We start from the raw sequence: 21,904 nt of genomic DNA, 5'->3' as shown, positions 1-21,904 counted from the left end.
CAAAGGTGTTTTGTATTTGAGAGATTGATTGATATTTTCAGCGAAGTTCCGAGATTGGGCTGACTGGCGAGGTAGAGATACTGAGCGGGTTAGTTTAGACAGAATTTGCCTGGCGGCCATAGCGCGGTGGACCCACCTGACTCCATGCCGAACTCAGAAGTGAAACGCCGTAGCGCCGATGGTAGTGTGGGGTCTCCCCATGCGAGAGTAGGACACTGCCAGGCATCAAATAAACAAAAGAGGCTACCCTAACGGGTGGCCTTTTTTGCTTATGGGGTGTACAGAGAGCTATTCGCGCATGGGATACAACAAACTGCGCAGGCAGTTTGAATCGTGTTTGTGCGGGCCCCATCGGAGTGGGACTCATCATGATGAGACGAATGCCGTGGGAAAAATCGTCGGGAAAGATTTTTAACATTGCTTGCAACGGTCCGCAGGGCGAAGGGCAGGAAAGTCATTCGTGCCGTGCCCGGTATTCAATCAAGCCGAGACCCCATGCCAAAAGCGTGGGGTTTTTGCTATGGGATAAAGAGAAAAGCCTTCTGCCGTGCAGAGGGCTTTTTTATATCTGAAATTTAGGCGTGACCTAATGAAATATGAATCGCATATACTGGCATTCGGTCATGGCCTTATCACTAAGCTGATTGAATGCTTGAGTAACCAAGCACAAGCCTTGTTGTTTACAAAATGCAGAGTCACAGTTGAACACCCGTAATTGCCCAGTATTGGGGCATGTCTTTTACCAAGAATAGTAAGATAGGTTTTTTATGGTCGGACTGCTGGCCACAACCATAAAAAAGGCCCCTTAGGGCCTTTTGTGAATTAACGAGGATTAGTGAGAGCTACTCTGAGAGGCGCCCAAGCCAGTTTGCGACCGTACAAACTGGGCTTTAAAGCGCAGGCGTTCTTGCTGGCCCTCAACTGAGTTATCTGTGATGGAGAAGAACCAAATCCCGACAAATGCCACTATCATTGAGAATAATGCTGGATATTCATATGGATAGATTGGTTTTGCATGTCCTAAGATCGTGACCCAGATTGTTGGGCCTAAAATCATCAGGATCACCGCAGTCAGTAACCCCAACCAGCCCCCAATCATTGCGCCGCGAGTAGTCAGCTTTTCCCAATACATCGAAATGAAAATAATGGGGAAGTTACAACTGGCTGCGATAGAGAATGCCAAGCCAACCATGAAGGCAATATTTTGTTTTTCAAACAGAATACCTAAGCCGATTGCAACAAACCCTAAAACTACGACGGTGATTTTAGACACTCTCAATTCATCGCGCTCATTTGCTTTGCCCTTCTTGATGACGCTGGCATAAAGGTCATGAGAAACCGCAGAGGCGCCCGCCAATGTCAGGCCGGCGACAACTGCCAGGATAGTTGCAAAGACCACTGCTGAGATAAAGCCTAAGAAGAAGCTACCACCTACAGCATCAGCCAGATGAACTGCTGCCATATTGTTGCCGCCCAACAATGCGCCAGCGGCATCTTTAAAGGCTGGGTTTGGACCGACTAACAGAATTGCGCCAAAACCAATAATAAAGGTCAATATGTAGAAGTAACCGATAAAGCCTGTTGCGTAGAACACACTTTTACGGGCCTCTTTGGCGTCACTTACGGTGAAGAATCGCATTAAAATGTGTGGTAAACCGGCAGTACCAAACATCAATGCCAGTCCAAGGGACAAGGCAGATATCGGGTCAGATACCAATCCCCCAGGGCTCATGATTGATAGACCTTTAGGGTGAACTTTAACGGCTTCGCTGAATAATGTATTGAAGTTAAAGTTAACCGACTTCATGACCATGATAGCCATAAATGATGCACCAGCCAGTAGCAATACTGCTTTGATTATCTGCACCCACGTTGTGGCGAGCATGCCACCAAACAGGACGTACAGCACCATCAGAAAGCCCACTAACACCACGGCTACGTGATAGTTTAAACCGAATAGCAGTTCAATCAATTTACCTGCGCCAACCATTTGTGCGATCAGGTATAAAGCTACGACGACTAATGAGCCACAGGCAGATAAGGTCCGGATAGGTCTTTGTTTTAACCGGTAAGATGCTACATCGGCAAAAGTATAGCGGCCCAAGTTACGTAGGCGTTCAGCGATTAAAAATAGAATGATTGGCCACCCGATGAGGAACCCGATGGAGTAAATCAGACCATCGTAACCGGAGGTATAGACCAATGCGGAAATACCGAGGAATGAGGCCGCAGACATAAAGTCACCGGCAATCGCCAAACCATTTTGGAAACCCGTTATACGGCCACCCGCAGTGTAATAATCTCCACGTGAACGGGTGCGTTTTGATGCCCAATAGGTGATATAGAGTGTTGCGCCGACAAACAGCACGAACATCACAATCGCTTCAATATTAAGTGGTTGGCGCTGGACTTCGCCGGTAATTGCCTCTGCTTGTGACAGCGCTGGCAGAGCTAATAGGGAAAGTACGGACCAATGGCGAGTCTTCATTGCTTCACCTCACGAAGAATTTCTGCCGTCAGACGGTCAAACTCGCCATTAGCACGAATAACGTAAATACCTGTAAGAACAAAAGAAATAATAATCAAGCCCACGCCCACAGGAATACCGCGAGTAATGGTCGCACCTGCATATAGCGGGGTGCCGAGCCATTGTGGTTCGAAAGCAATAAGGAAAATGAAACCGACATACAGCGCCAAGGTAATCAGCGACAGTAGCCAGGCAAAGCGACTGCGCTTGTGCACCAACTCTTTGAAACGCGGGTTATTTTCAATCTCTTGATAAATGTTGTCATTCATCAGAGTCTCTCCTTTGAGGCATTAAATAAGGTGCCGCCCGCAGGCGGCATAATTTACGACGGTGCTTGCATTGATTGTTTTTCTTCCAGTAATTTGTCTACGACACCCGGATCGGCGAGCGTTGAGGTATCCCCTAAGTTGCTGGTATCGCCAGCAGCGATTTTGCGCAGGATCCGGCGCATGATTTTTCCCGAACGCGTTTTGGGCAATGAATCAGTCCAGTGCAAGATATCGGGTGTAGCTATTGGGCCAATTTCTTTCCGCACCCAATTGCGCACCTCGGTATACAGCTCTGGTGTTGGCTCTTCGCCATGATTTAAGGTGATGTAAGCATAGATAGCCTGCCCCTTAATATTGTGCGGAACTCCCACAACAGCGGCTTCGGCAATTTTGGGGTGTGAAACCAGTGCTGATTCAATTTCGGCGGTGCCCAGACGATGGCCTGAAACGTTCAGCACATCATCAACTCGACCAGTTATCCAGTAGTAGCCATCTTCGTCACGGCGTGCGCCATCACCACTGAAATACATGCCTTTGAAGGTTGAGAAGTAGGTCTGTTCAAAGCGATCATGATCACCAAACAGTGTTCGAGCCTGACCTGGCCACGAGTCGGTGATGACCAGATTACCTTCGGCTGCACCTTCTTGCGGGTTACCCAAATTGTCTACTAGCGCCGGTTGAACGCCAAAGAATGGGCGAGTTGCCGAGCCAGCTTTCAGCTCGGTAGCACCCGGGAGTGGCGTTATCATGAAACCACCGGTTTCAGTCTGCCACCAGGTATCAACTATCGGGCATTTGCTGTTACCGATTTTGTTGTAATACCATTCCCATGCTTCTGGGTTGATAGGTTCGCCAACCGACCCCATGATGCGCAGCGAAGTACGTTTCGTCCCTTCGATGGCTTTGTCACCCTCCGCCATTAAAGCGCGGATAGCGGTTGGTGCGGTATATAGAATATTAACTTGATGTTTATCAATAACCTGACCTAAGCGGTTGACACCAGGATAGTTCGGTACACCTTCAAACATTAAAGTAATAGCACCGCAGGCCAGTGGGCCATACAGTAAATAGCTGTGGCCGGTAACCCAGCCGACGTCTGCGGTACACCAATAGATATCGCCAGGGTGATAATCAAAAACGTATTTAAAGGTGAGTGCCGCGTAAACCAAATAACCGCCGGTGGTATGTAATACCCCTTTCGGTTTACCGGTAGATCCGGAGGTATAAAGGATAAACAGTGGATCTTCTGCATTCATTTCTTCTGGCGGGCAGTTGGCCGAGGCATCTTTAATTAGGTCGTGCCACCATAGGTCTCGCCCATCTTTCCAATAACCAGCATTACCGGTGCGTTGGAATACAACAACATTTTTGATACTGGTAATGGCAGGGTTTTTCAGTGCTTCATCGACATTTTTTTTCAGTGGAATTGCGCGGCCAGCACGGATGCCTTCATCAGCAGTAATCACCAGTTTTGAGTTTGAGTCGATAATACGGCCAGCGACAGCATCAGGTGAGAACCCACCAAAAATGACCGAGTGAACGGCACCAATGCGAGCACAAGCCAGCATCGCAACAGCAGCTTCTGGCACCATTGGCATATAGATAGCGACAACATCACCTTTCTTAATGCCCAGTTTTTTCAGCACATTGGCGAACTGGCAAACATCATGATGAAGCTGCTTGTAGGTAACGGTTTTGGACTGATTAGGGTCATCGCCCTCCCAGATAATTGCGGTTTGATCACCGCGCTCTGCCAGGTGGCGGTCTAGACAGTTTGCCGCAAGGTTCAATGTGCCGTCTTCAAACCAGCGGATACTGACATGACCGGGGTCGAAAGAGGTATTCTTCACCGTTTTATACGGTTTAATCCAATCAATAATCTTGCCATGTTCACCCCAGAATTCATCTGGGTTCTGCACCGATTGTTGATAGTATTGATGATATTGTTCTGGATTTATCAGGGCATGCTCTGCAATTGCAGCTGGAATAGGGTGTTTATGTATTTGGCTCATCATCATTCTCCTTGAGATTGTTAATAATATGTCAATAAATAGTTAGTTATAGTGTGAATGAATGTTTTGTTTCTTTTTTGGGCGGCAGATCACGCATAAAAGATGTTGATTTAGAGACTTACTTAATGCGTTGAGTGGTGAATCGATATCTTAATGATAGAAGAAGCCCTATCTGGCCAGGCTATAAAGGAAAGAAAATGTGCTCGTCGGCTCATTTTCAGTATGAAAAGGGGATATTGATAGACTTACCTGACCAGGAATATTAACGCAGCGTGATTAACACCCCATGGTATTAATAGTTAACTAGAAAATAATATATTAATTTACGTCTGAACGATAAATATCATTCTAATATCTTTCTGTAATTAAAATTCTATATATATTTCTTCTTGAGATATGCCATTAAAAATAAAATCTCTAATGGCATAAATATGCATTTTAATATTTTTATTTTTTTAATTTACCCTTGAGAATTTTCTTAATAAAAAGCAAATTTGGTTGTGTAATATCCCCAATAGGCGGAGAATTGCTGAAATTGGTTTTAACAAAATACAAACAAAACAAAGCACAAAAACAAACATAATAATGGATTATACAATAATTTAATTTAGCTCATTTTTCCTACTATCCAGTTAAGCTGTTATTTGCCATTGATGTATTTTACTTTTTTAATAACAAATGTTTACTGGAAATTAATGATTACTCCCACCAAAATCAGATGCAGGTCTCATGTAGGCTTAGTGTAAACAAGGCTTGCAGAGGAGTGCCTAGAAATGATACTGATTTATAACGTGGACGGCTGGCGGGAGGCTGAACCACAAGTTTCATCAACTATAGCCCCGTATTTAATGATTAAGTATTCTATTTGAGATGCTTGGTAACTTGCGTTTTATGGAATGCTTTGAGGAATTTTTAGGGTATGAAAAGTATAAAAATAAGTCTGGCCTGGCAAATACTCATTGCACTGGTGTTGGGTATTTTGGTTGGTGCAATTTTGCATAACCAAATTGAATCAAGAGAGTGGTTAGTTAGTAATATTTTAAGTCCAGCGGGCGATATTTTTATCCGCTTAATTAAAATGATTGTAGTGCCGATCGTTATTTCAACCTTGATTGTGGGCATCGCAGGTGTTGGTGATGCGAAGAAGCTTGGGCGAATTGGTCTGAAAACCATCATCTACTTCGAAGTTATCACAACTATTGCCATTATCGTCGGGATCACCTTGGCGAATGTGTTACAACCCGGGCACGGCATTGATATGTCTGCCTTGACCGTGGTTGATATCTCCCAGTATGAAAAAACCACTGAACAAGTGCAAAGTGGTAGCCACAGTCTGGTCAGTACCATCTTGTCGCTGATCCCTGCCAACGTCTTTGCCTCTATGGCAAAAGGCGATATGTTACCCATTATTTTCTTCTCAGTGTTGTTTGGTTTAGGGCTGTCTTCATTGCCAAAAGAAACCAAAGAACCACTGTTGAATGTATTTAAAGCTGTATCTGAAAGCATGTTCAAAGTCACGCACATGATTATGCGTTATGCGCCGGTCGGGGTGTTTGGTTTGATCTCGGTGACAGTCGCCAACTTTGGTTTTGCATCGCTTATTCCTCTCGCCAAGTTGGTTGTTCTGGTTTACGCCGCCATTCTCTTCTTTGCATTGGTGGTGCTGGGCACAGTGGCCAGATTATGTAAATTACGCATTTGGACATTGATTCGTATTTTGAAGGATGAGTTGATTTTGGCTTATTCCACGGCCAGTTCTGAAACTGTACTGCCACGAATTATCGAAAAAATGGAAGCTTATGGTGCGCCAAAAGCGATTACCAGCTTTGTGGTACCGACGGGTTATTCATTTAACCTAGATGGCTCTACGTTATACCAAAGTATTGCGGCCATATTTATTGCTCAACTTTATGGTATTGAGCTGTCACTTGGGCAAGAGATTATTCTAGTGCTGACTTTGATGGTGACCTCAAAAGGTATCGCCGGTGTTCCGGGCGTCTCTTTTGTTGTCCTGCTGGCGACATTAGGCAGTGTCGGTATTCCGTTGGAAGGTTTGGCCTTTATTGCTGGCGTTGACCGTATTCTGGATATGGCGCGTACCGCACTAAATGTGGTGGGGAATGCGTTAGCGGTGCTGGTTATCGCCAAATGGGAAAATCAGTTTGATGATAAGAAAGCCCTGGCTTATGAGAAAGCATTGTTTGCACCGAAACAAACACCGGTTCAAAACTAGCTGTTAAGCTCTTTATTTGTCAAAAATAGCTACCGGTAAAAACCCCCTGTTGGAGCGATACTAACAGGGGGTTTTTATTGGACATTTCTACAGAAAATAAGCATGTAGTTAATTTATGGACATTATTCATTTAAACCTAAGCGATATGACCAGTGAATCAGTTCAGCGACTTTATGTACATCCAGCTTTTTCATCATATTAAGGCGGTGGGTTTCAACGGTTTTCTGGCTGATTGAAAGCTGAGTGGCAATAATACGATTACAGGAACCTTCAGTGATCAGTTTTAATATTTGCCGCTCGCGGGGTGTCAGGATGGTTTGAGTCGTCTGGTCGCCCTGAGCCAGTTTACTCAACAAGGCGCTATTCAGCGTGGGGTCAATATAGCGCTTACCCGCAGCAACAGTTTGAATAGCGGCTAGCAAGATTTGCTGCGGGCTTTTCTTCAGAACATATCCTAGCGCACCATTATTGAGAGTCCTGCTGGCGTAATGCTCTTCATGGCGAGCTGTCAATGCCAGGATCTTCATGGTGGGCCAGCGGCGAAGAAGTTGAATAATGACATCAAGGCCATCCATTCCGGGTAACCCTAAATCGATAATGACAATATCTGGCTCGGTTTGACGACACAAGTTATACACATCCAGCCCATTCTCTGCCTGGCCGACAATTTGATAACGTGGATAAGCAATAAGCATATTTTTAATGCCATTAATAATCAGCTCATGATCGTCGACAATTAATAGTTTTGTGTTCATAAAGTGAATCCTTTACCTGATGATTTAAATAGTGTCACGGGGGCCTTATGGCTGGAATAGCCAGTGGGTTATCTCGTCGAGGCGGTTGATATCTTCTTGTGTAATCACTTCCTTAGCCTCAATGGCTATTTCCAGTTGGATAACGGCGTCTTGTAATTCAATTAACCCTGCTTGTCCGGCACAGCCTTTTAGGGTGTGAAGGTGGTCCGATAATGTGGGAGTATGAGTAAGCGAGTTTCTTGATTGTTGCAGTAAATCTTGTATTGATTTTAATACTTTCAGGCGAAGTGAGCCGTCAGCCAGGTTCAATAATGGCTGGGGTGTGGTTATTTGGGGAATGAGATGAATCCCACGTTCGAGTTGAAATTGTGCTGTTAGATCCAGAACCTTAGCCAACTGATCGAATGTCACGGGTTTAGAAATATAATGATTCATCCCTGCATGATAAGCCCTTATTTTTTCGTCAGGATTAGTGTTCGCACTAAGTGCTGTTATCATGCAGCGTCTATCCAGATTAATTGCATCATTACGCCAGCGCTGCGTTGTCATCAGGCCATCCATATCCGGCATACGAATATCCATCAGCACCAAATCAAAATGTTGGTTCTGCCCGATACGCAGCGCCACTTCGCCACTCTCCGCCAGCGTAACGTTATGCCCCAATTGCCGCAGCATCATACCGGTAATATCACGATTGGTTTCTGCGTCATCGACCAGCAATATACTCATGCACCAAGGTTGTAACGGGAGAGTATGTCGTATTTCTGGCTGATAAGGTGTGGCGTGTCTTTTATTGTCCAGATACTGTTTTACTTTGGTATATAAACGGCCTGGTAAGTAACATAATTCTTTTTCCGCAAAAAGCGTCAGTGGGAGAAAATCAGATTGGTTATTCTTCGATTGGCAGGTTATACCCCAAGCAGATAATTGCGCCTGTAATGGTGAAAGGGGCGCATAGAGTTCCCCCTTAAAAGGTATCGCTGGGGTTATTCCATTAAAGGGTAGAGTTAATGAAAAACGGCTCCCGGAATTTGGCTTGCTGTAAAGCGTAATGTGCCCTCCCATCATTTTTGCCAGATTATCCGCAATAGTCAGCCCTAAACCCGTCCCTTGCCCATGATCATAAGTTTGAATAAAAGGACGAAATATCTTCTGTTGATCCTGTAAATCAATTCCACAGCCGGTATCCTCCACGGTAAAACAAAGTTGTTGGCCTTTGCGTTCAACAGTGAGGCTAATACGGCCTTGTTGTGTAAATTTGACCGAGTTACCCAATAGGTTAATCAGGATCTGCTTTATGCGCTGGCTATCCAGCTCAAGCTCTAGAGGGACATCTGAGCTGACATAAGTAGAGAGAACAATAGACTTACTCAGAACTTGGCTGTGAATGGTTAACATTGCCTGATCCAGCAATGGTAATAATGCCGTTTTGTCTTGGGACAGTGTTAATTGACCAGACTCAATACGCGAAAAGTCTAAAAGATTATTGATTATCGCCAGTAATGAATGCGAACACTGGCTAGCCGTCTCTGCCAGCCGATATTGTTCAGGTGTTAGATAGGTATTCTGCAATAATTCGACTGCACCTAAGGTCCCATTTAAGGGCGTGCGGATTTCATGGCTTATTGTGGTTAGATGGATACTTTTGCGGTGATTGGCTTGCTCAGCTGCTAATTTTGATTTTGCTAATGCTAGTGTGCGTTCTTTTACTTTCATTTCCAGTGTGTCATATTGCTCATTCAATTTATCCAGTAAGTTATTGTAAGCACGAGCAATATGGCCTAATTCATCCATTCGTTTAATGGGTAATCGTGGCTCCATTGCATGTGGGCCGGTGGCACCAATAATATTGACAAAGTTCCATAAAGGAATAGCGAGGTAATATCGTAGTAATAAAGAAAGCGCCAGGGTGAGTAACAGCAAAATAGCTAATGCAAAAGGGAGTTGATGTAATGAGGGCTTTGCTGCTTCCCAGGCAAAACCTATTCGTGGATAAATAACTAATTGTTGCCAGCCAGGGCCTTTTAACTGAGTTCTTAGCACCAAATAATCAGGTGTTTGCTGCCAACCATCATGTAAAGGACTATCTTTCAGTTGACGGAGAATTTCATATAATTGGTTTGAAGGTATATTCTGTTGATAAAGAGGTAATAACTCCCCATTCTTATCCAGCAATAAATTAATGTCTCTTTGCTCAATGGATTGATTATTATTCACTAATTCATTTAGTTTTAATGAAAATCCGGCTAACGAACCCTCCTGATCACAGGCGGCAACGGAAACATGCCAGCCACTTTTTTTTGTGTACGTGGGTGTACCCCAAAAAATATTATCATGAGTGGGAAATACAGGGAGTAAAATGAGCTCTTTGCGCCGTTGCTGCAAATAATCGTTGGATACGTCTTGCGGTTTAAATATTGTAATCCCCTGATCTCTTTTAATCGTAAAACTATCAAGATAATAAGTTTGCCCTGAAGTGCCATAAGCCTGTGTCACTTTAAGGTCATGCTTAAACTGTGGGGTATTACATATTATTGAGTTAACGAGAGTATTATCCATATTCTCGCCTTTCAGCGGTATAGGGAATCCCCAGTTCATTTGATGACGAGTTTGGCGGTTGATCAGCGAGATAGCGTCCCGTTCAGCACCTTCAAACTGGTAATTGCTTAAATCCGCGCGTAATGACGCCATGTGTGTTAATTCATTCACTAACCGTTGACGTATATCTTCATATGAAAAGAATGCTGTTGTGGCAATTGAAATTAACCAAATAGCCGTTAAGGTTATACCCAATAAGAATGTCAATCGAGTGACGAGTGATGATGAATTTTCCATGAGGTCACCTGACTGTTTTTTTTAGTACGCCACAGCCAAAAAATGATATCAAGAATTACACTGATTTCATTACTGCTCGTTATAGATTCGTTTAATTATGAATAATGAGTAAATCAGGTTTTAACCTTATGACGGATATTTGATAACAGAGGATAATTGAATCGTGGTATTTCTGGAGTTATTGTCAATGTTAGAAATATTGAAAATGCAGACTTTAATTAAAGATATTAATTTATCAGATACTCACATTATGCACTTTACATTGAATGGCATCCCTGCCAAAGCGATGGATTACGACCATTCTATTTGTATCGGGCTTTTTTTTATTGAAAAAAAAATGATATCTGATTCGACGATTTATTATATTTCTCTCATGTTAATGGCTCTTGAAGATACGCAAGATTTTGCATTGCAGCTTAAGAGTAACTATTGGTGGCTTTGGTATCGGTATACTATTAATGACAGAAGCAATCTTGACGAGGAACGTCAGAAATTATCAATAAAACTAAATAAACTCAATGAGTTAGTTAATGTTTTTAGCTCATTAACAACTCCGGTTAAATCATCTAAAAAACGTATTTTAGGCGAACATAAAATAGATGTCAGCAAGGTGACTGTATGAAAAAAATTGCTGGCTTAACATTGTTTTTTTTTATGTTTCAGGCCAATGGGAAAACTATTCCCTGGCAAGGTGAACCTTTTTTTATTTATAGTCGAGGTATGACGGTCACTCATTTATTACAGGATCTCGGGGTAAATTATGGAATTCCTGTGGTCGTTAGCCCAGAAATAACTGAAAAATTTAGTGGCAAAATACGGGATAAAACACCAGAGCAAATATTGTCCGAGCTGGCTGGGCTATACAATATTACTTGGTATTATGACGGTAATATCCTCTACTTCTACAAAACTCAATCTATTAAAAGGGAGCTTATATCTCCTGAAGGCCTGTCAACTGCTTCCTTAATAAAATATCTAAATCAAAGTGGTGTGCCTGCGGCTAAAAATTGTACTGTGAGGGCTGTTTCGCAACTTAATGCTATTGAAGTTACGGGGGTGCCAGTCTGCATTGAGCGTGTGAGTTCTCTGACTAAAATGTTTTCCGCGCAAGTTCGTGAGCAAAACCAAAATAAAGAAACAGTGAAAGTCTTCCAGTTAAAATATGCTTCTGCAGCTGACTCTAACTACCAGTATCGAGATCAACAAGTTAAATTACCTGGTCTTGTCAGTGTGTTGCGTGAAATGAGCGCAGGTAATCATTTATCTTTGGGGGGTGAAAAAGAAACAGAGGGTGCACCTGTCAGCATGCCACTTTTCTCAGCAGATCCTCGGCAGAATGCGATTATTATTCGCGATCGCCAAGCGAATATGCCGCTTTATCGTAGTTTGATTACACAGTTGGATCTACGGCCTGTCCAAATAGAGATTTCGGTGACCATCATTGATGTTGATGCAGGGGATATCAGTCAGCTTGGTATCGATTGGTCAGCATCTACATCCATTGGTGGAGCTGGAATCTCATTTAACAGTGGGGAACCTCAAAATAGTGCCAATGGATTCTCCACTGTAATAGGGGATAGCGGAAACTTTATGGTGCGCCTGAATGCTTTACAAAAGAATTCACGCGCGCGAGTCTTATCCCGCCCGTCAGTAGTTACCTTGAATAATATCCAGGCAGTATTAGATAAAAATGTGACATTTTATACAAAACTGCAAGGTGATAAGGTGGCAAAACTTGAGTCAATAACATCTGGTTCATTATTACGAGTCACGCCAAGAATGATTGATGCTGACGGTGTGAAAGAAGTCCTACTGAACCTTAATATTCAAGATGGACAACAACAGGCATCAATCAGCAGTAGTGAGCCTTTACCAGAAATACAAAACTCAGATATTTCGACCCAAGCTACATTGCGAGTTGGACAAAGTTTACTCTTAGGTGGATTCATTCAAGACAAACAAATTGAATCACAAAATAAAATACCCTTATTGGGTGATATTCCCTTGTTAGGTGGGTTGTTTCGTAATACCAATAAGCAATCTCACAGTGTTGTTCGGTTGTTTTTAATCAAAGCTGTACCGATTAGCACAGGGGAATAATATGGAAATGAAATTCAAGCTTCGTATATTGGATGGTGAACTCAATGGTCGCGAACTGATGTTACCGAATGGGGTGTTTACTCTAGGGGGTCAGGGGGCCGATGTGTTATTACCATTACCTCAGGGGAAAATACTCGCCTTGATAATAAGTGAGAACCAAATAATGCTACAGGTGCCGGGTGTTGTTTGGGTTAATGGCTTGCGACATGATCTACAACAACCTGTTCCTTTACGGCAAGTCATTGAGGCAGCAGGTTTAGCATTAGTGCTCGGTGAGGAAAATGATGTCTTAAGTGGGATAATAGTGGGTCATCGTTCAGGGCCTCGCTTATTGCTATGGTTATCTGTGGCGACATTTATTCTATTAGGATTATTATTCTCTTTTATATTTTGGTTTACACAACAATCGAATCGGCTATTTTCTCATCTTCCTTCCTCTATCCCAACACAATTATCGGAACAATTAAAAATATCTACTTTAGAGGGAATAAACGCAACCTGGCTAGCCGATGGCAGTGTGGTGTTGAGTGGCCACTGTACGTCATCCTCAGCGGTTATCCAGTTACAGAATTTTTTGGTTTCGAACCATGTTGTATTTCGTAATCAACTAGTTTGTGATGATAGGTTGATTGCCAGTGTTAGTGAGGTATTACACCAGTATGGTTATCAGGATATAGACGTTAAGGTCGGTAAAATAACAGGGAATGTTGCTATTCATGGTGCTATTGAGATGGGGGAGAAATGGTTAAATGTGCAGAAAGTATTGGCAACTATTGTAGGTTTAAAAGGTTGGGTAGTTATTAACTCTCATGACTTCCAAATTCCACTTCTGGTTGATCGTTTAAAGGATCTGGGGTTATTAAGCTATCTAAGCATGACACAAAGTAATAAAGAAATCGTTATTAGCGGCATGTTATCACCTGAGCAGCAGCAACATCTTAGGTTAATGCTAGCGACACTCACCCAACAACCTGATGTATTTCCAGTCAGATATCAGAATATTCCAGCTTCGGATCAAGCCACTCAACTCCTCCCTGCGGCGATTGTGAGTTATGGTGGAAATAGTCATTCAAAATTTGTGCAATTGGCTAATGGTGTTCGTTTACAGCAAGGTACTGTGTTGGGAAATGGTTATAAGGTTATTTTAATTGGGGAGCAGAGTATCTCCCTATTAAAATCATCTAACTTAGTACAAATACCGATGAATTTTTGAAAGTAGGAAGTTAATTAATGCGACACATTACGGATCTGGAAGATTGTGTTAAGTGTAACTCTTTATCCATTCAGCATAAAAAAGCGTTGCTAATAAAAGAAAAGCTATTAGTTACCCACCAGTTGTCTCTCCGGCAAACACCGGAGAATTATAAATATCTTAATGACATGATATTAGCATTGGACAGTGCAGAAAAAATCATAGAAACCTTAATTCTCCGTTATAAGAAGTAATTTAACTTATGATGCCAATTTTTAAAAGAAACATAGTGAATATAAAAGACACTGATTAATGAATAATACAAAATTAATTTAATGGCTCATGAATAGATAAGGAGATTTCATATGAATGATAGTAACCCTATTCAATACATGCTGGGTGATTTGCAGGGAAGATATAGTAAGTTAAAATCTGATTTAGATAAGCTTAAGGATTTTCAACAGTATATTACATTACTGCAACAACGGGCAGATAATGACAGTCAAGCACGAGAAACATTATTGCGTCTGGATGCTGCTTTTCCTAATGGTTTTAAACAAGAAAAAGCCAAGATGATGGATTGTGTGTCTCAGATGAGTATACAGTTTAAACAATTAGAAACACAGCTTAAAAACCTAAATTCTACCGAGAATACGCAGTGATGATTTTCCTTAAATATCACTTCGGTTGGAGTGTGGGAGCCTCTATATGTCAACGAATACTTATGTCAATATACCAAAGTATTTTGCAACACACGCAGCCAAACCATCTGGAAATGATGTAATTAAATACACATCTCCTTATGCAGTTAATGATTCTGATGATATTTTTAGTCTAGGTTTAAAAGTCTTATATTCATTTCTTGAAGTGCTTTCTAACATCGCCAGCACTAATTTTAAAGAGATGCAGGCTCGCTCAAAATATGCCAGCGATACGCAAGATATGTCTAACCGTGTTGATGAGATTATTGCCAAAGCAGCGAAAGGGGATGATAAAACAAAGGAACCTCTACCTGATGAAGTGATTGATTTTATGCGGAGAAATGGCATTACTGTTGATGGTATGAGTATTGATGACTATTTAAAAAAGAATGGCCCAGAATTGGATAAAGGGCAGCTTCAGGCGGTGAAAGGTGCATTGGATAATGAGAAGAATCGAGCCACAGATACAATGAGTCAGGATCAATTACAGTTACAGAAAATAATGCAAAGTTATAACGTTTGCGCTAATAACATCAGTACATTACAGGCCGGTTTAAAAGATTTACTGATGACCATCGCCCGTAGTTTTTGTTAATTAAATCGTGGTGCGCAGGAGGGTATGAAATGAATATTCAACCCAGTGATGCAGTCATTAACTTTATGCGGCGAGGCGGCTCTCTGCGTATGTTAGCCAAAATGAATCCGCAAGATTTGGCCTTGGTATATGAATACACCGTCCAGTTGTGCCAAGGAGGAGAGTACAACAGCGCCAAGCAGTTATTAAATCTATTAGTGCGACTGGATCATTGGAATTTCTCATATTGGCTGACTTTGGGGGCGTGTTATCAGCAAACGGCTGATTTCCATCAGGCGATTTATTGTTTCAGTCGTGCGGGACAAATTCAGGTGGATGATCCCCGGCCATCTTGTTCGGCAGCTGAATGTTATGTGGCCTGCGGTAATAGGATTTACGCGGAAAAAGCTTTCCGAATGTCATTGAATTGGTGCTATTCGCACACTGAATGGCACCAAGTGAAACAACAAGCCGAGCGTGGGTTGGCAGCCTTACTACTGGAGGTGCGACATGTCTGATGCTATAGCAGTTAAAACAACTGGGCTGAATGATTGGACCATGATGAGGGCGGATAAAAGTCCCGCTTTATCGCCGGTAAAAATGCCGGACTGGCGGGGTATCGCTGGGTTACCTTCCTTGGTGGATGCCAATATAAGCTCACCCAATGTGTCGCAACAAAGCGCGCAAGAAGCACTCGATCGATTATTTATCACTTTATCTCACAATAGGTTAGATGAAGTAGGCCATGGCCGACTTTTACTTGATCAACTGGGCAGCATAGACATACAGCTCATTATGTCTATGGCGGGTAACTTGAGCCTCGGGGTTTTTTCTGATTTGTGTAAGTCGATTGGTAGGCAAATGGAGCGAGCCACAGATGTTCAGACTTTTTTGCGCGATAAACGTATCTCTGAATATCAACAGCAGATTGATAAAGCGGTTGAACAAGCAGATAAAGCCAAAAAAGCGGGGGTTTTCAATGCTGTATTTGATTGGATTATCGGAGCTGTCGAGGTGGTTTATGGCGCGCTTAAGGTGGCTGAGGGGGTATTAACCGGCGATCCGGTCGCCATTACCTCGGGTGTTGCTTATTTAGCGGCGGGCACGGCGGGTTTGGTCAAAGCTGCTGCGGAAACGGCGATGTTATTGGGGGCATCAAAGGAGAAATGCCAAGAAGTTATTGATGTTGCAGGTAAAGTCCAACTTGGGTTTGAATGTTTTGCTATGGCAATTGATCTGTTTCAAGCGGGGCGTGCAATCAATGCTGCTCGGGCGGTGACTCAAGGTGCAGGTGATGTGCTGAAAAAGGGCGGTGGCGAAGCATTGACGGATGCTATCAAGCGGGGAGCAACTGAAGAAGTTGAGCAGTTAGCTGGGCAGTTTGGTAAGGATGTAAGTCAGCAGGTTAGCCGCAATATCTCAATGAAAGCGATGGAAATAGAAATGGTTGAGGCCAGTGAGATGGCGTCAGCGGCCGCTAAGCAGGCAGTAAAGGCTGAAATGACTCTGGTGCGAAATATCACAAAGTCATTTACCCACGAAGGAATTGAAAAGCTGGTGAGTGGGGTGACGAAAAAACTGGCTCAGGATGCAATAAAAAAAGGGGTCACTCTCACAACAGAAGAATTGAGTCGACAATGTACCAAAGCTATTATGAAAAAATCAATTAAGACAATTTTAAAGGATATAGTCACCTCGCCTTTACTGATTATTCAAAAATGCAGTAGTGCGGCAGTACAAATTAATAATGGTCAGTTATCTGTTCAGAGCGCCGGATTGCAAAAAGAGATCCAAAAATTAATTCTTGATCAAGATTTCACTCAATTTATGGACGAATGGGTGGAACGAAATAAACAACATCAACTTAAACAACTTAAAGAAACATCCCAGGATGCGCAAGAGTCATTGACAAATCTCAATGACAATATTCGTAAAAATGGCATGTTGCAGGTGAGTATTGCGAATTCATTAATATAGAGAGGTTATTATGAATATGACAGTCAATCATCAAATAACTTTGCCAGAGAAAAATGAAATTTCCACTAAAAAAGACAATGAAGGAATAGAAGATAGCATTAGTGATATTATGTCAGACTTGTCAAATATCATTTTTCAAATGAATATTTTATTTAAGAAAATGCGTGATTTACTGAATTCTTATAGTCAGAAGCAACAAATTTTAGGTTGGAATATTCAAGTAACCTCAATGCAGAATAAACGGGAAGCGATCGGTAAAACAGCGAGTGGTGCCATTACCAGTGGTGTTTGTTCTATTATTTCTGGTGTGGCTAGCTCAGTGGGTGCGGTGGCAAGTTTAAGATTCGGTGATATTGCAACACATGGTGGCTCTGCGCTAGGGCAACTCGGTGCAGGTAGCGGAAAGTTAGTTGAAGGGTATATGGCACGTAATGCTGATTTGCTGCGCATGACCAGTGATCTACAAAGTAGTAGCGCACAATCTTATAATAAAAATATCAGTGAGCTATTGGATAAGATGAATGAGTCCCGACAAAACATGAAGGATTTTAGAAGTTTCATAAACAATATGATGGGGCAGATTTCCATGGCTGTGAAATTATGATATATGAAATCTAATCCATGTAATGCTGAACAATACTTAAGTGATCAAGGCTGTGCAGTCAAAATAGCTTACTTTGAAAATAGTGCATTTAAAGTTGGCCATGAATTTTGCCTTTATGGTTATCGTGTTATTTACCGGGTTGAACACAGTGAGTTTATTATTTGCTATTTCGAAACAATGAATGAAAACGGTTTGCCCGGTGAGTTTTTAAAATTATTTAATTTATTGTATCACTTAGGTATGAGTATTACTGAATTGTCGATAGTCAGGATGTTGATTGTTGATAATATTGCCAATCCAACCTTACAGTTAATACGCCGCCGTCTTATTAAGCTGCTTATAGCCAAAGGTGCATTCAGTAAAAATATTGATGGTAATGATTGGTTGTTATTTGATGTTAGCTAAGGGATAAAATGAATGAGAGAAATTTTGATGAATTACAGGCTATTTGCGCAAAAATAAATAATGCTTTGAAGAGCAAAGGGACTGATAACGCACAAATGATGAATGTTAATCAAGGCGTTAATGCTCAGGAGGTGCAGACTCGATATGCTCGGGGATATCAGGCTTGGCTGGTGGATGATTATATTGCGGCCACGGAGGACTTTTTTTGGCTGACATTACACTGCCCATTAGAGCCGCAATTTCATTTGGCCTTGGCAGGCGCTATGCAAATGCAGCAGGAATTTACGTTGGCGCTGAGTGCGTATGCTTGTGCATTGCTTATAGAGGCGCAAGATCCTGAACCGGTCTATCAAATGGCGGTTTGTTTACAGGCCATGGGTAAAGGGGCGGATGCCAGAGAGGCATTACAAACCGCCATTGAAATGAGTTATCTTAACCCTGAATACGCCCCGACAGCCGAAAAAGCCAATCAATTATTAAATAGTATCTGAAATAAATAGTATCTGAAACAGACAATATAGTTTGTATAAACCATGTTTAAGGTGGATAACTATGACCTCAATAACTGCATCCGAAATAACGCTGTCTTCAGATGTTGCCTCCGCATCTCATCCCTCCAGAATAAGTGGCAATCCAGGGTTGGATAGTGAGAAACCTATTCTCTCACGTTTGGTTGATTTTATAGAGAAATATGAAAACAATATTATTAAAGAGACGAATATTGGTGTCAATAAATTAGGTGATACTCAAGAGAGTGATCTTGATGAATTAAAAAATGCCAGAGTTAAATTAGCCAAGAAACAATTTTTTATCAATGTTATTGAATCGATTGTTTCTCTGACTTCGTTTGTTGTCGGGGTAGGGATCAGTATTTGTAGCGGTGGTGTAGCAACCCCTATTGCGGTTGTTGCGGGTTTAAATCTTATGCTTTCATTGTCTAATTTGGCTTGTGCCTATCATAACTGGAGTTGCGTCAGTAAAAATAAAGAAGAACTGACGATGGGCAGTGATGCAATACAACAAGCTGTTTTTATGCTAGCTAAATATTGTCAGGTTTCACCAATGAATGCTAAAAAAATTGCCCGCTTCACTTCGTATTTTATTAGAGCTGGAATTGTGGTCTCTCTCGGCGTAGTCGGAGGGTTTATTCATCCGGTTATTAATAATAGTTTATGTATACTTGCCAAAAATTATGCCCCGATATTAACCTCCATGATGAGTGTGGTCGCAGCGGGGGCCTTAGGAACCTGGATGAATCATGACAGTGATGCAAAAGAAGCTATTATAGCAAAATTAGTCATGACTGAAAAAGAGACTGTCGAACAATTAGTTGCTTTTGAGAGCGAGAAAAAGATATTAGCCGCATTTAAAGCATTCGTTAAATTATCTGAAGAAAATCCATCGAATATGATGAATGAGATTTAAGGTCTACACCGGATAGCCCTCAGCAGTACGGTTTGTCATCCTTGCACAAGGATAATGGCACTCGAAGGGATATTATGAAATCAATAAAATTTATTCTATTTCGGCAAGAGGGAATATTACGTATTGACGGTGTCAGCCATACTGTGCCTGCGGGGAATTTAGTGATTACCGATGAGCAGGCCAGTGTGTCTTCCTTTTCACAAAGTACGTTTATTTCAATATTATGTCACTCCATTGATCTTTTACCATTATATAAAGATTTAGCCAGTAAGATGGTACAGCCGAATAAATTTCGCTTACCGCCAAATGTTTGTGAGCGCTACAAAATATTACCTGCGAATAACGACATTATTTGCGCCGCTGATCAGTTGGTTGATATTGAACGAAGTGCATCGTTACGATTTCTTTATCTTTATTGTTTAGGTCTGGAGCCTGTTTATTTCTCCAGACTACTAGAATCAATTGTCGGAACTAATAATGAGTTACTGGAGTTCTTTGAGAAAAACCGCCTTAACCCTTGGACAGTTTCGCGTTATGCCAATGAATTAGGTATTTCGACCCGTAAATTGAATTTCCTATTTTATGAAAAATTCGGCATGTCTGCGAAGCAATGGCTTTTGGATCAACGATTGAAAAAAGGGTGTGAACTGCTGCTATCCACGCGATTACGGGTAGCAGATATTGCCCTGGAGTGTGGCTTTAGTAATCACGCTCATTTCTCTGATAGTTTTCGTCGCCGTTTTCAGCAGTGCCCGTCACATATGCGGTCACTTATGGAATAGGAGGGGTTATGGACATAAACGCGTTAGTGAACGGGTTGGCACAGAGCATCAATAAGATTGGCCAGGATTTTCAAAGCCAAATGGCGTCCGGTAATCCCTCTGATCCTGAGCATATGTTAAAGATGCAATTCGCGATGCAGCAGTATTCGTCTTATATCAATTTCAGCAGTGCGTTGATGAAGGGAATTAAGGATATGACCAGTGGGATTATTGCCAAAATATGATTTTACTTTCAGCACCTTGCCGCCAGTTAGTGGTGGAAGCCGCATTGGCGGGAGTTAATCACAGCTTACTGGCAGAGGCTCGCGATATTCTTAACGTATTGCCCCAGTTAATTCCTGATCCTCAAGTGCGTTTAGTCTGTGAGGGTATGCTGTTATTTGGCATTAATCGCCAAAGTGAGGCATTGGCGTTATTGGCGACGTCCTCCTCTCAAGAAGCTCAGGGCATGTTGGCTTTGCTGCAACAAGGGATTGCTTGTTCTGCCAAGATGTAAACCTGCGCGATAAACACTTTTATTAAAGCGAGATGATCCGATGGAAATTGATGCTATCAAAGCCGCCGTCAAGTTGAATATCCCCTCTCAGCCACCTGCCGATGCACAGCACATCGCCAAGTTTTCTCAACTAATGCAGCCGATTGAACCGGCCACGCCCATGATGTCTCCAGACCAATTGCTATCCATGCAATCTGAATGGATGCATGCCACGCTAGCTATTGATTTAACAGCTAAAGTTGCTGGTGTGATCGGGCAAAATATTAACAAACTGGTCAATATGCAATGAAACGGATGCGGCGCACGGTAGCGCTATTACTGGTCGTGATGTCGCTTTCTGGCTGTGGTATGGAGTTATACAGCGGGCTTTCGGAGGGGGAAGCCAACCAGATGCTGGCGTTATTGATGTTGAACCAAATTAAAGCGGAAAAAAAGGCCGAGAAAGGCGGCACCGTCGGGCTGAATGTCGATAAAAGTCAGTTTATTAATGCGGTAGAGCTGCTGCGCCAGCATGGTTTTCCTCGCCAACGATTTGCCACGGTGAATGAGCTGTTCCCGTCGAATCAGTTGGTGACTTCGCCGGGGCAAGAACAGGCCAAAATGGTCTACTTAAAAGAGCAACAATTGGAAAGTATGCTGAGCCATATGGATGGGGTGATTCAAGCTGATGTGACCATTGCCATGCCCGCGCCGACAGACGGGAAAAGCAGTGTTCCCCATGCTGCCTCAGTGTTTATCAAATATTCACCTGAGGTCAATCTACTGAGTTACCAGCCACAAATTAAGAATCTGATCCACGACGGTATTCCTGGGATTGATTTCTCACAAATTAGTGTGGTGATGCAGCCCGCTAATTATCGATTCACTGCCCCAGCAATCCTGCAACAAAGCCACTCAGAAGCGGCCCTGCAATGGCTATTACGTCATGCCGCGACATTACAAATCGTCTTAGGCACGCTGCTGGTATTGTTAGTCGGGTTGTCGACCGCTTGCTTATTGCGCTATCTGCGCCGATAA

23 protein-coding genes and 1 rRNA gene are annotated in these 21,904 nt (G+C 42.4%); 19 read left to right on the top strand and 5 right to left on the bottom strand.

Features of this window, described 5'->3' with window-relative positions; translation table 11 throughout:
• The first annotated feature begins 108 nt into the window (after window positions 1–108).
• Window positions 109–224 (top strand): 5S ribosomal RNA (gene rrf, locus DX162_RS04580).
• Between the two features lie 608 nt (window positions 225–832).
• Here the strand turns inward: rrf and actP are convergent.
• The 3 genes from actP to acs are packed head-to-tail and all read right to left on the bottom strand — an operon-like array spanning window position 833 to window position 4,808.
• The gene (gene actP / locus DX162_RS04575; RefSeq protein WP_032820395.1) at window positions 833–2,488 is read right to left on the bottom strand and encodes a cation/acetate symporter ActP; all 1,656 of its coding nucleotides are present in this window, start codon (window positions 2,486–2,488) and stop codon (window positions 833–835) included.
• Window positions 2,485–2,796, bottom strand: a complete 312-nt coding sequence (locus DX162_RS04570) for a DUF485 domain-containing protein (RefSeq protein WP_004391748.1) — start codon at window positions 2,794–2,796, stop codon at window positions 2,485–2,487. The genes actP and DX162_RS04570 overlap by 4 nt, the downstream gene beginning before the upstream one ends.
• Window positions 2,797–2,849: 53 nt before the next feature.
• Window positions 2,850–4,808: an acetate--CoA ligase gene (gene acs / locus DX162_RS04565; protein WP_049563683.1), complete on the bottom strand. Its 1,959-nt coding sequence runs from the start codon at window positions 4,806–4,808 to the stop codon at window positions 2,850–2,852.
• Window positions 4,809–5,727: 919 nt separating this feature from the next.
• Here acs and gltP point away from each other — a divergent pair.
• Window positions 5,728–7,041 (top strand): glutamate/aspartate:proton symporter GltP, encoded by a 1,314-nt coding sequence (gene gltP, locus DX162_RS04560; protein ID WP_004391751.1) that lies wholly within the window; start codon window positions 5,728–5,730, stop codon window positions 7,039–7,041.
• Window positions 7,042–7,163: 122 nt separating this feature from the next.
• Here gltP and DX162_RS04555 read toward each other — a convergent pair whose 3' ends face one another.
• Window positions 7,164–7,796 carry a two component system response regulator gene (locus tag DX162_RS04555; protein WP_004391752.1) on the bottom strand — a complete coding sequence of 211 codons (633 nt, stop codon included), beginning with the start codon at window positions 7,794–7,796 and terminating at the stop codon, window positions 7,164–7,166.
• 45 nt (window positions 7,797–7,841) lie between these two features.
• On the bottom strand, window positions 7,842–10,631 hold the full coding sequence (locus tag DX162_RS04550) for a two component system sensor kinase (protein ID WP_032820396.1): 2,790 nt from the start codon (window positions 10,629–10,631) through the stop codon (window positions 7,842–7,844).
• 187 nt (window positions 10,632–10,818) lie between these two features.
• Between DX162_RS04550 and DX162_RS04545 the strand changes: the two genes are divergently transcribed.
• The 17 genes from DX162_RS04545 (at window position 10,819) to sctJ (ending at window position 21,904) form a co-directional block, all read left to right on the top strand.
• Window positions 10,819–11,253 (top strand): hypothetical protein, encoded by a 435-nt coding sequence (locus DX162_RS04545; RefSeq protein WP_032820397.1) that lies wholly within the window; start codon window positions 10,819–10,821, stop codon window positions 11,251–11,253.
• Complete coding sequence (locus DX162_RS04540; RefSeq protein ID WP_032820398.1) at window positions 11,250–12,731, top strand: EscC/YscC/HrcC family type III secretion system outer membrane ring protein; 1,482 nt, start codon at window positions 11,250–11,252, stop codon at window positions 12,729–12,731. The genes DX162_RS04545 and DX162_RS04540 overlap by 4 nt, the downstream gene beginning before the upstream one ends.
• A 1-nt stretch (window position 12,732) precedes the next feature.
• Window positions 12,733–13,944, top strand: a complete 1,212-nt coding sequence (sctD, locus tag DX162_RS04535; protein ID WP_004391757.1) for a type III secretion system inner membrane ring subunit SctD — start codon at window positions 12,733–12,735, stop codon at window positions 13,942–13,944.
• Between the two features lie 17 nt (window positions 13,945–13,961).
• A complete protein-coding gene (locus DX162_RS04530; RefSeq protein WP_004391758.1) occupies window positions 13,962–14,177 on the top strand; it encodes an EscE/YscE/SsaE family type III secretion system needle protein co-chaperone in 216 nt (71 codons plus the stop codon).
• A gap of 111 nt (window positions 14,178–14,288) precedes the next feature.
• Window positions 14,289–14,585 carry a chromosome partitioning protein ParA gene (locus DX162_RS04525; RefSeq protein WP_032820399.1) on the top strand — a complete coding sequence of 99 codons (297 nt, stop codon included), beginning with the start codon at window positions 14,289–14,291 and terminating at the stop codon, window positions 14,583–14,585.
• 46 nt (window positions 14,586–14,631) lie between these two features.
• Window positions 14,632–15,219: a type III secretion system translocon protein SseB gene (sseB, locus tag DX162_RS04520; protein WP_032820400.1), complete on the top strand. Its 588-nt coding sequence runs from the start codon at window positions 14,632–14,634 to the stop codon at window positions 15,217–15,219.
• A gap of 29 nt (window positions 15,220–15,248) precedes the next feature.
• On the top strand, window positions 15,249–15,716 hold the full coding sequence (locus tag DX162_RS04515; RefSeq protein ID WP_004391762.1) for a SycD/LcrH family type III secretion system chaperone: 468 nt from the start codon (window positions 15,249–15,251) through the stop codon (window positions 15,714–15,716).
• A complete protein-coding gene (gene sctE / locus DX162_RS04510; RefSeq protein WP_032820401.1) occupies window positions 15,709–17,175 on the top strand; it encodes a type III secretion system translocon subunit SseC family protein in 1,467 nt (488 codons plus the stop codon). The genes DX162_RS04515 and sctE overlap by 8 nt, the downstream gene beginning before the upstream one ends.
• A 10-nt stretch (window positions 17,176–17,185) precedes the next feature.
• Window positions 17,186–17,779 carry a type III secretion system translocon protein SseD gene (gene sseD, locus DX162_RS04505; RefSeq protein ID WP_004391764.1) on the top strand — a complete coding sequence of 198 codons (594 nt, stop codon included), beginning with the start codon at window positions 17,186–17,188 and terminating at the stop codon, window positions 17,777–17,779.
• A 3-nt stretch (window positions 17,780–17,782) separates the two neighbouring features.
• Complete coding sequence (gene sseE, locus DX162_RS04500) at window positions 17,783–18,184, top strand: type III secretion system effector protein SseE (RefSeq protein WP_004391765.1); 402 nt, start codon at window positions 17,783–17,785, stop codon at window positions 18,182–18,184.
• An 8-nt stretch (window positions 18,185–18,192) separates the two neighbouring features.
• Entirely contained in the window at window positions 18,193–18,675 is a 483-nt protein-coding gene (locus tag DX162_RS04495) for a tetratricopeptide repeat protein (RefSeq protein WP_004391766.1), read from the top strand.
• A gap of 61 nt (window positions 18,676–18,736) precedes the next feature.
• Window positions 18,737–19,609: a hypothetical protein gene (locus DX162_RS04490; RefSeq protein WP_004391767.1), complete on the top strand. Its 873-nt coding sequence runs from the start codon at window positions 18,737–18,739 to the stop codon at window positions 19,607–19,609.
• A gap of 74 nt (window positions 19,610–19,683) precedes the next feature.
• Complete coding sequence (locus DX162_RS04485; RefSeq protein ID WP_004391768.1) at window positions 19,684–20,391, top strand: helix-turn-helix domain-containing protein; 708 nt, start codon at window positions 19,684–19,686, stop codon at window positions 20,389–20,391.
• A gap of 8 nt (window positions 20,392–20,399) precedes the next feature.
• Entirely contained in the window at window positions 20,400–20,615 is a 216-nt protein-coding gene (sctF, locus tag DX162_RS04480) for a type III secretion system needle filament subunit SctF (protein ID WP_032820403.1), read from the top strand.
• Window positions 20,612–20,887, top strand: coding sequence for an EscG/YscG/SsaH family type III secretion system needle protein co-chaperone (locus tag DX162_RS04475; RefSeq protein ID WP_032820404.1), 276 nt, complete (start codon window positions 20,612–20,614; stop codon window positions 20,885–20,887). The genes sctF and DX162_RS04475 overlap by 4 nt, the downstream gene beginning before the upstream one ends.
• A gap of 40 nt (window positions 20,888–20,927) precedes the next feature.
• The gene (sctI, locus tag DX162_RS04470; RefSeq protein WP_004391772.1) at window positions 20,928–21,176 is read left to right on the top strand and encodes a type III secretion system inner rod subunit SctI; all 249 of its coding nucleotides are present in this window, start codon (window positions 20,928–20,930) and stop codon (window positions 21,174–21,176) included.
• Window positions 21,173–21,904 (top strand): type III secretion system inner membrane ring lipoprotein SctJ, encoded by a 732-nt coding sequence (sctJ, locus tag DX162_RS04465; RefSeq protein WP_098081013.1) that lies wholly within the window; start codon window positions 21,173–21,175, stop codon window positions 21,902–21,904. Before sctI ends, sctJ begins: the two co-directional genes overlap by 4 nt.

Source organism: Yersinia kristensenii (assembly GCF_900460525.1).
Lineage (GTDB): Bacteria > Pseudomonadota > Gammaproteobacteria > Enterobacterales > Enterobacteriaceae > Yersinia > Yersinia kristensenii.
The sequence above is the reverse complement of the archived record's forward strand: the minus strand, read 5'-3'. Positions and strand labels throughout refer to the sequence as shown.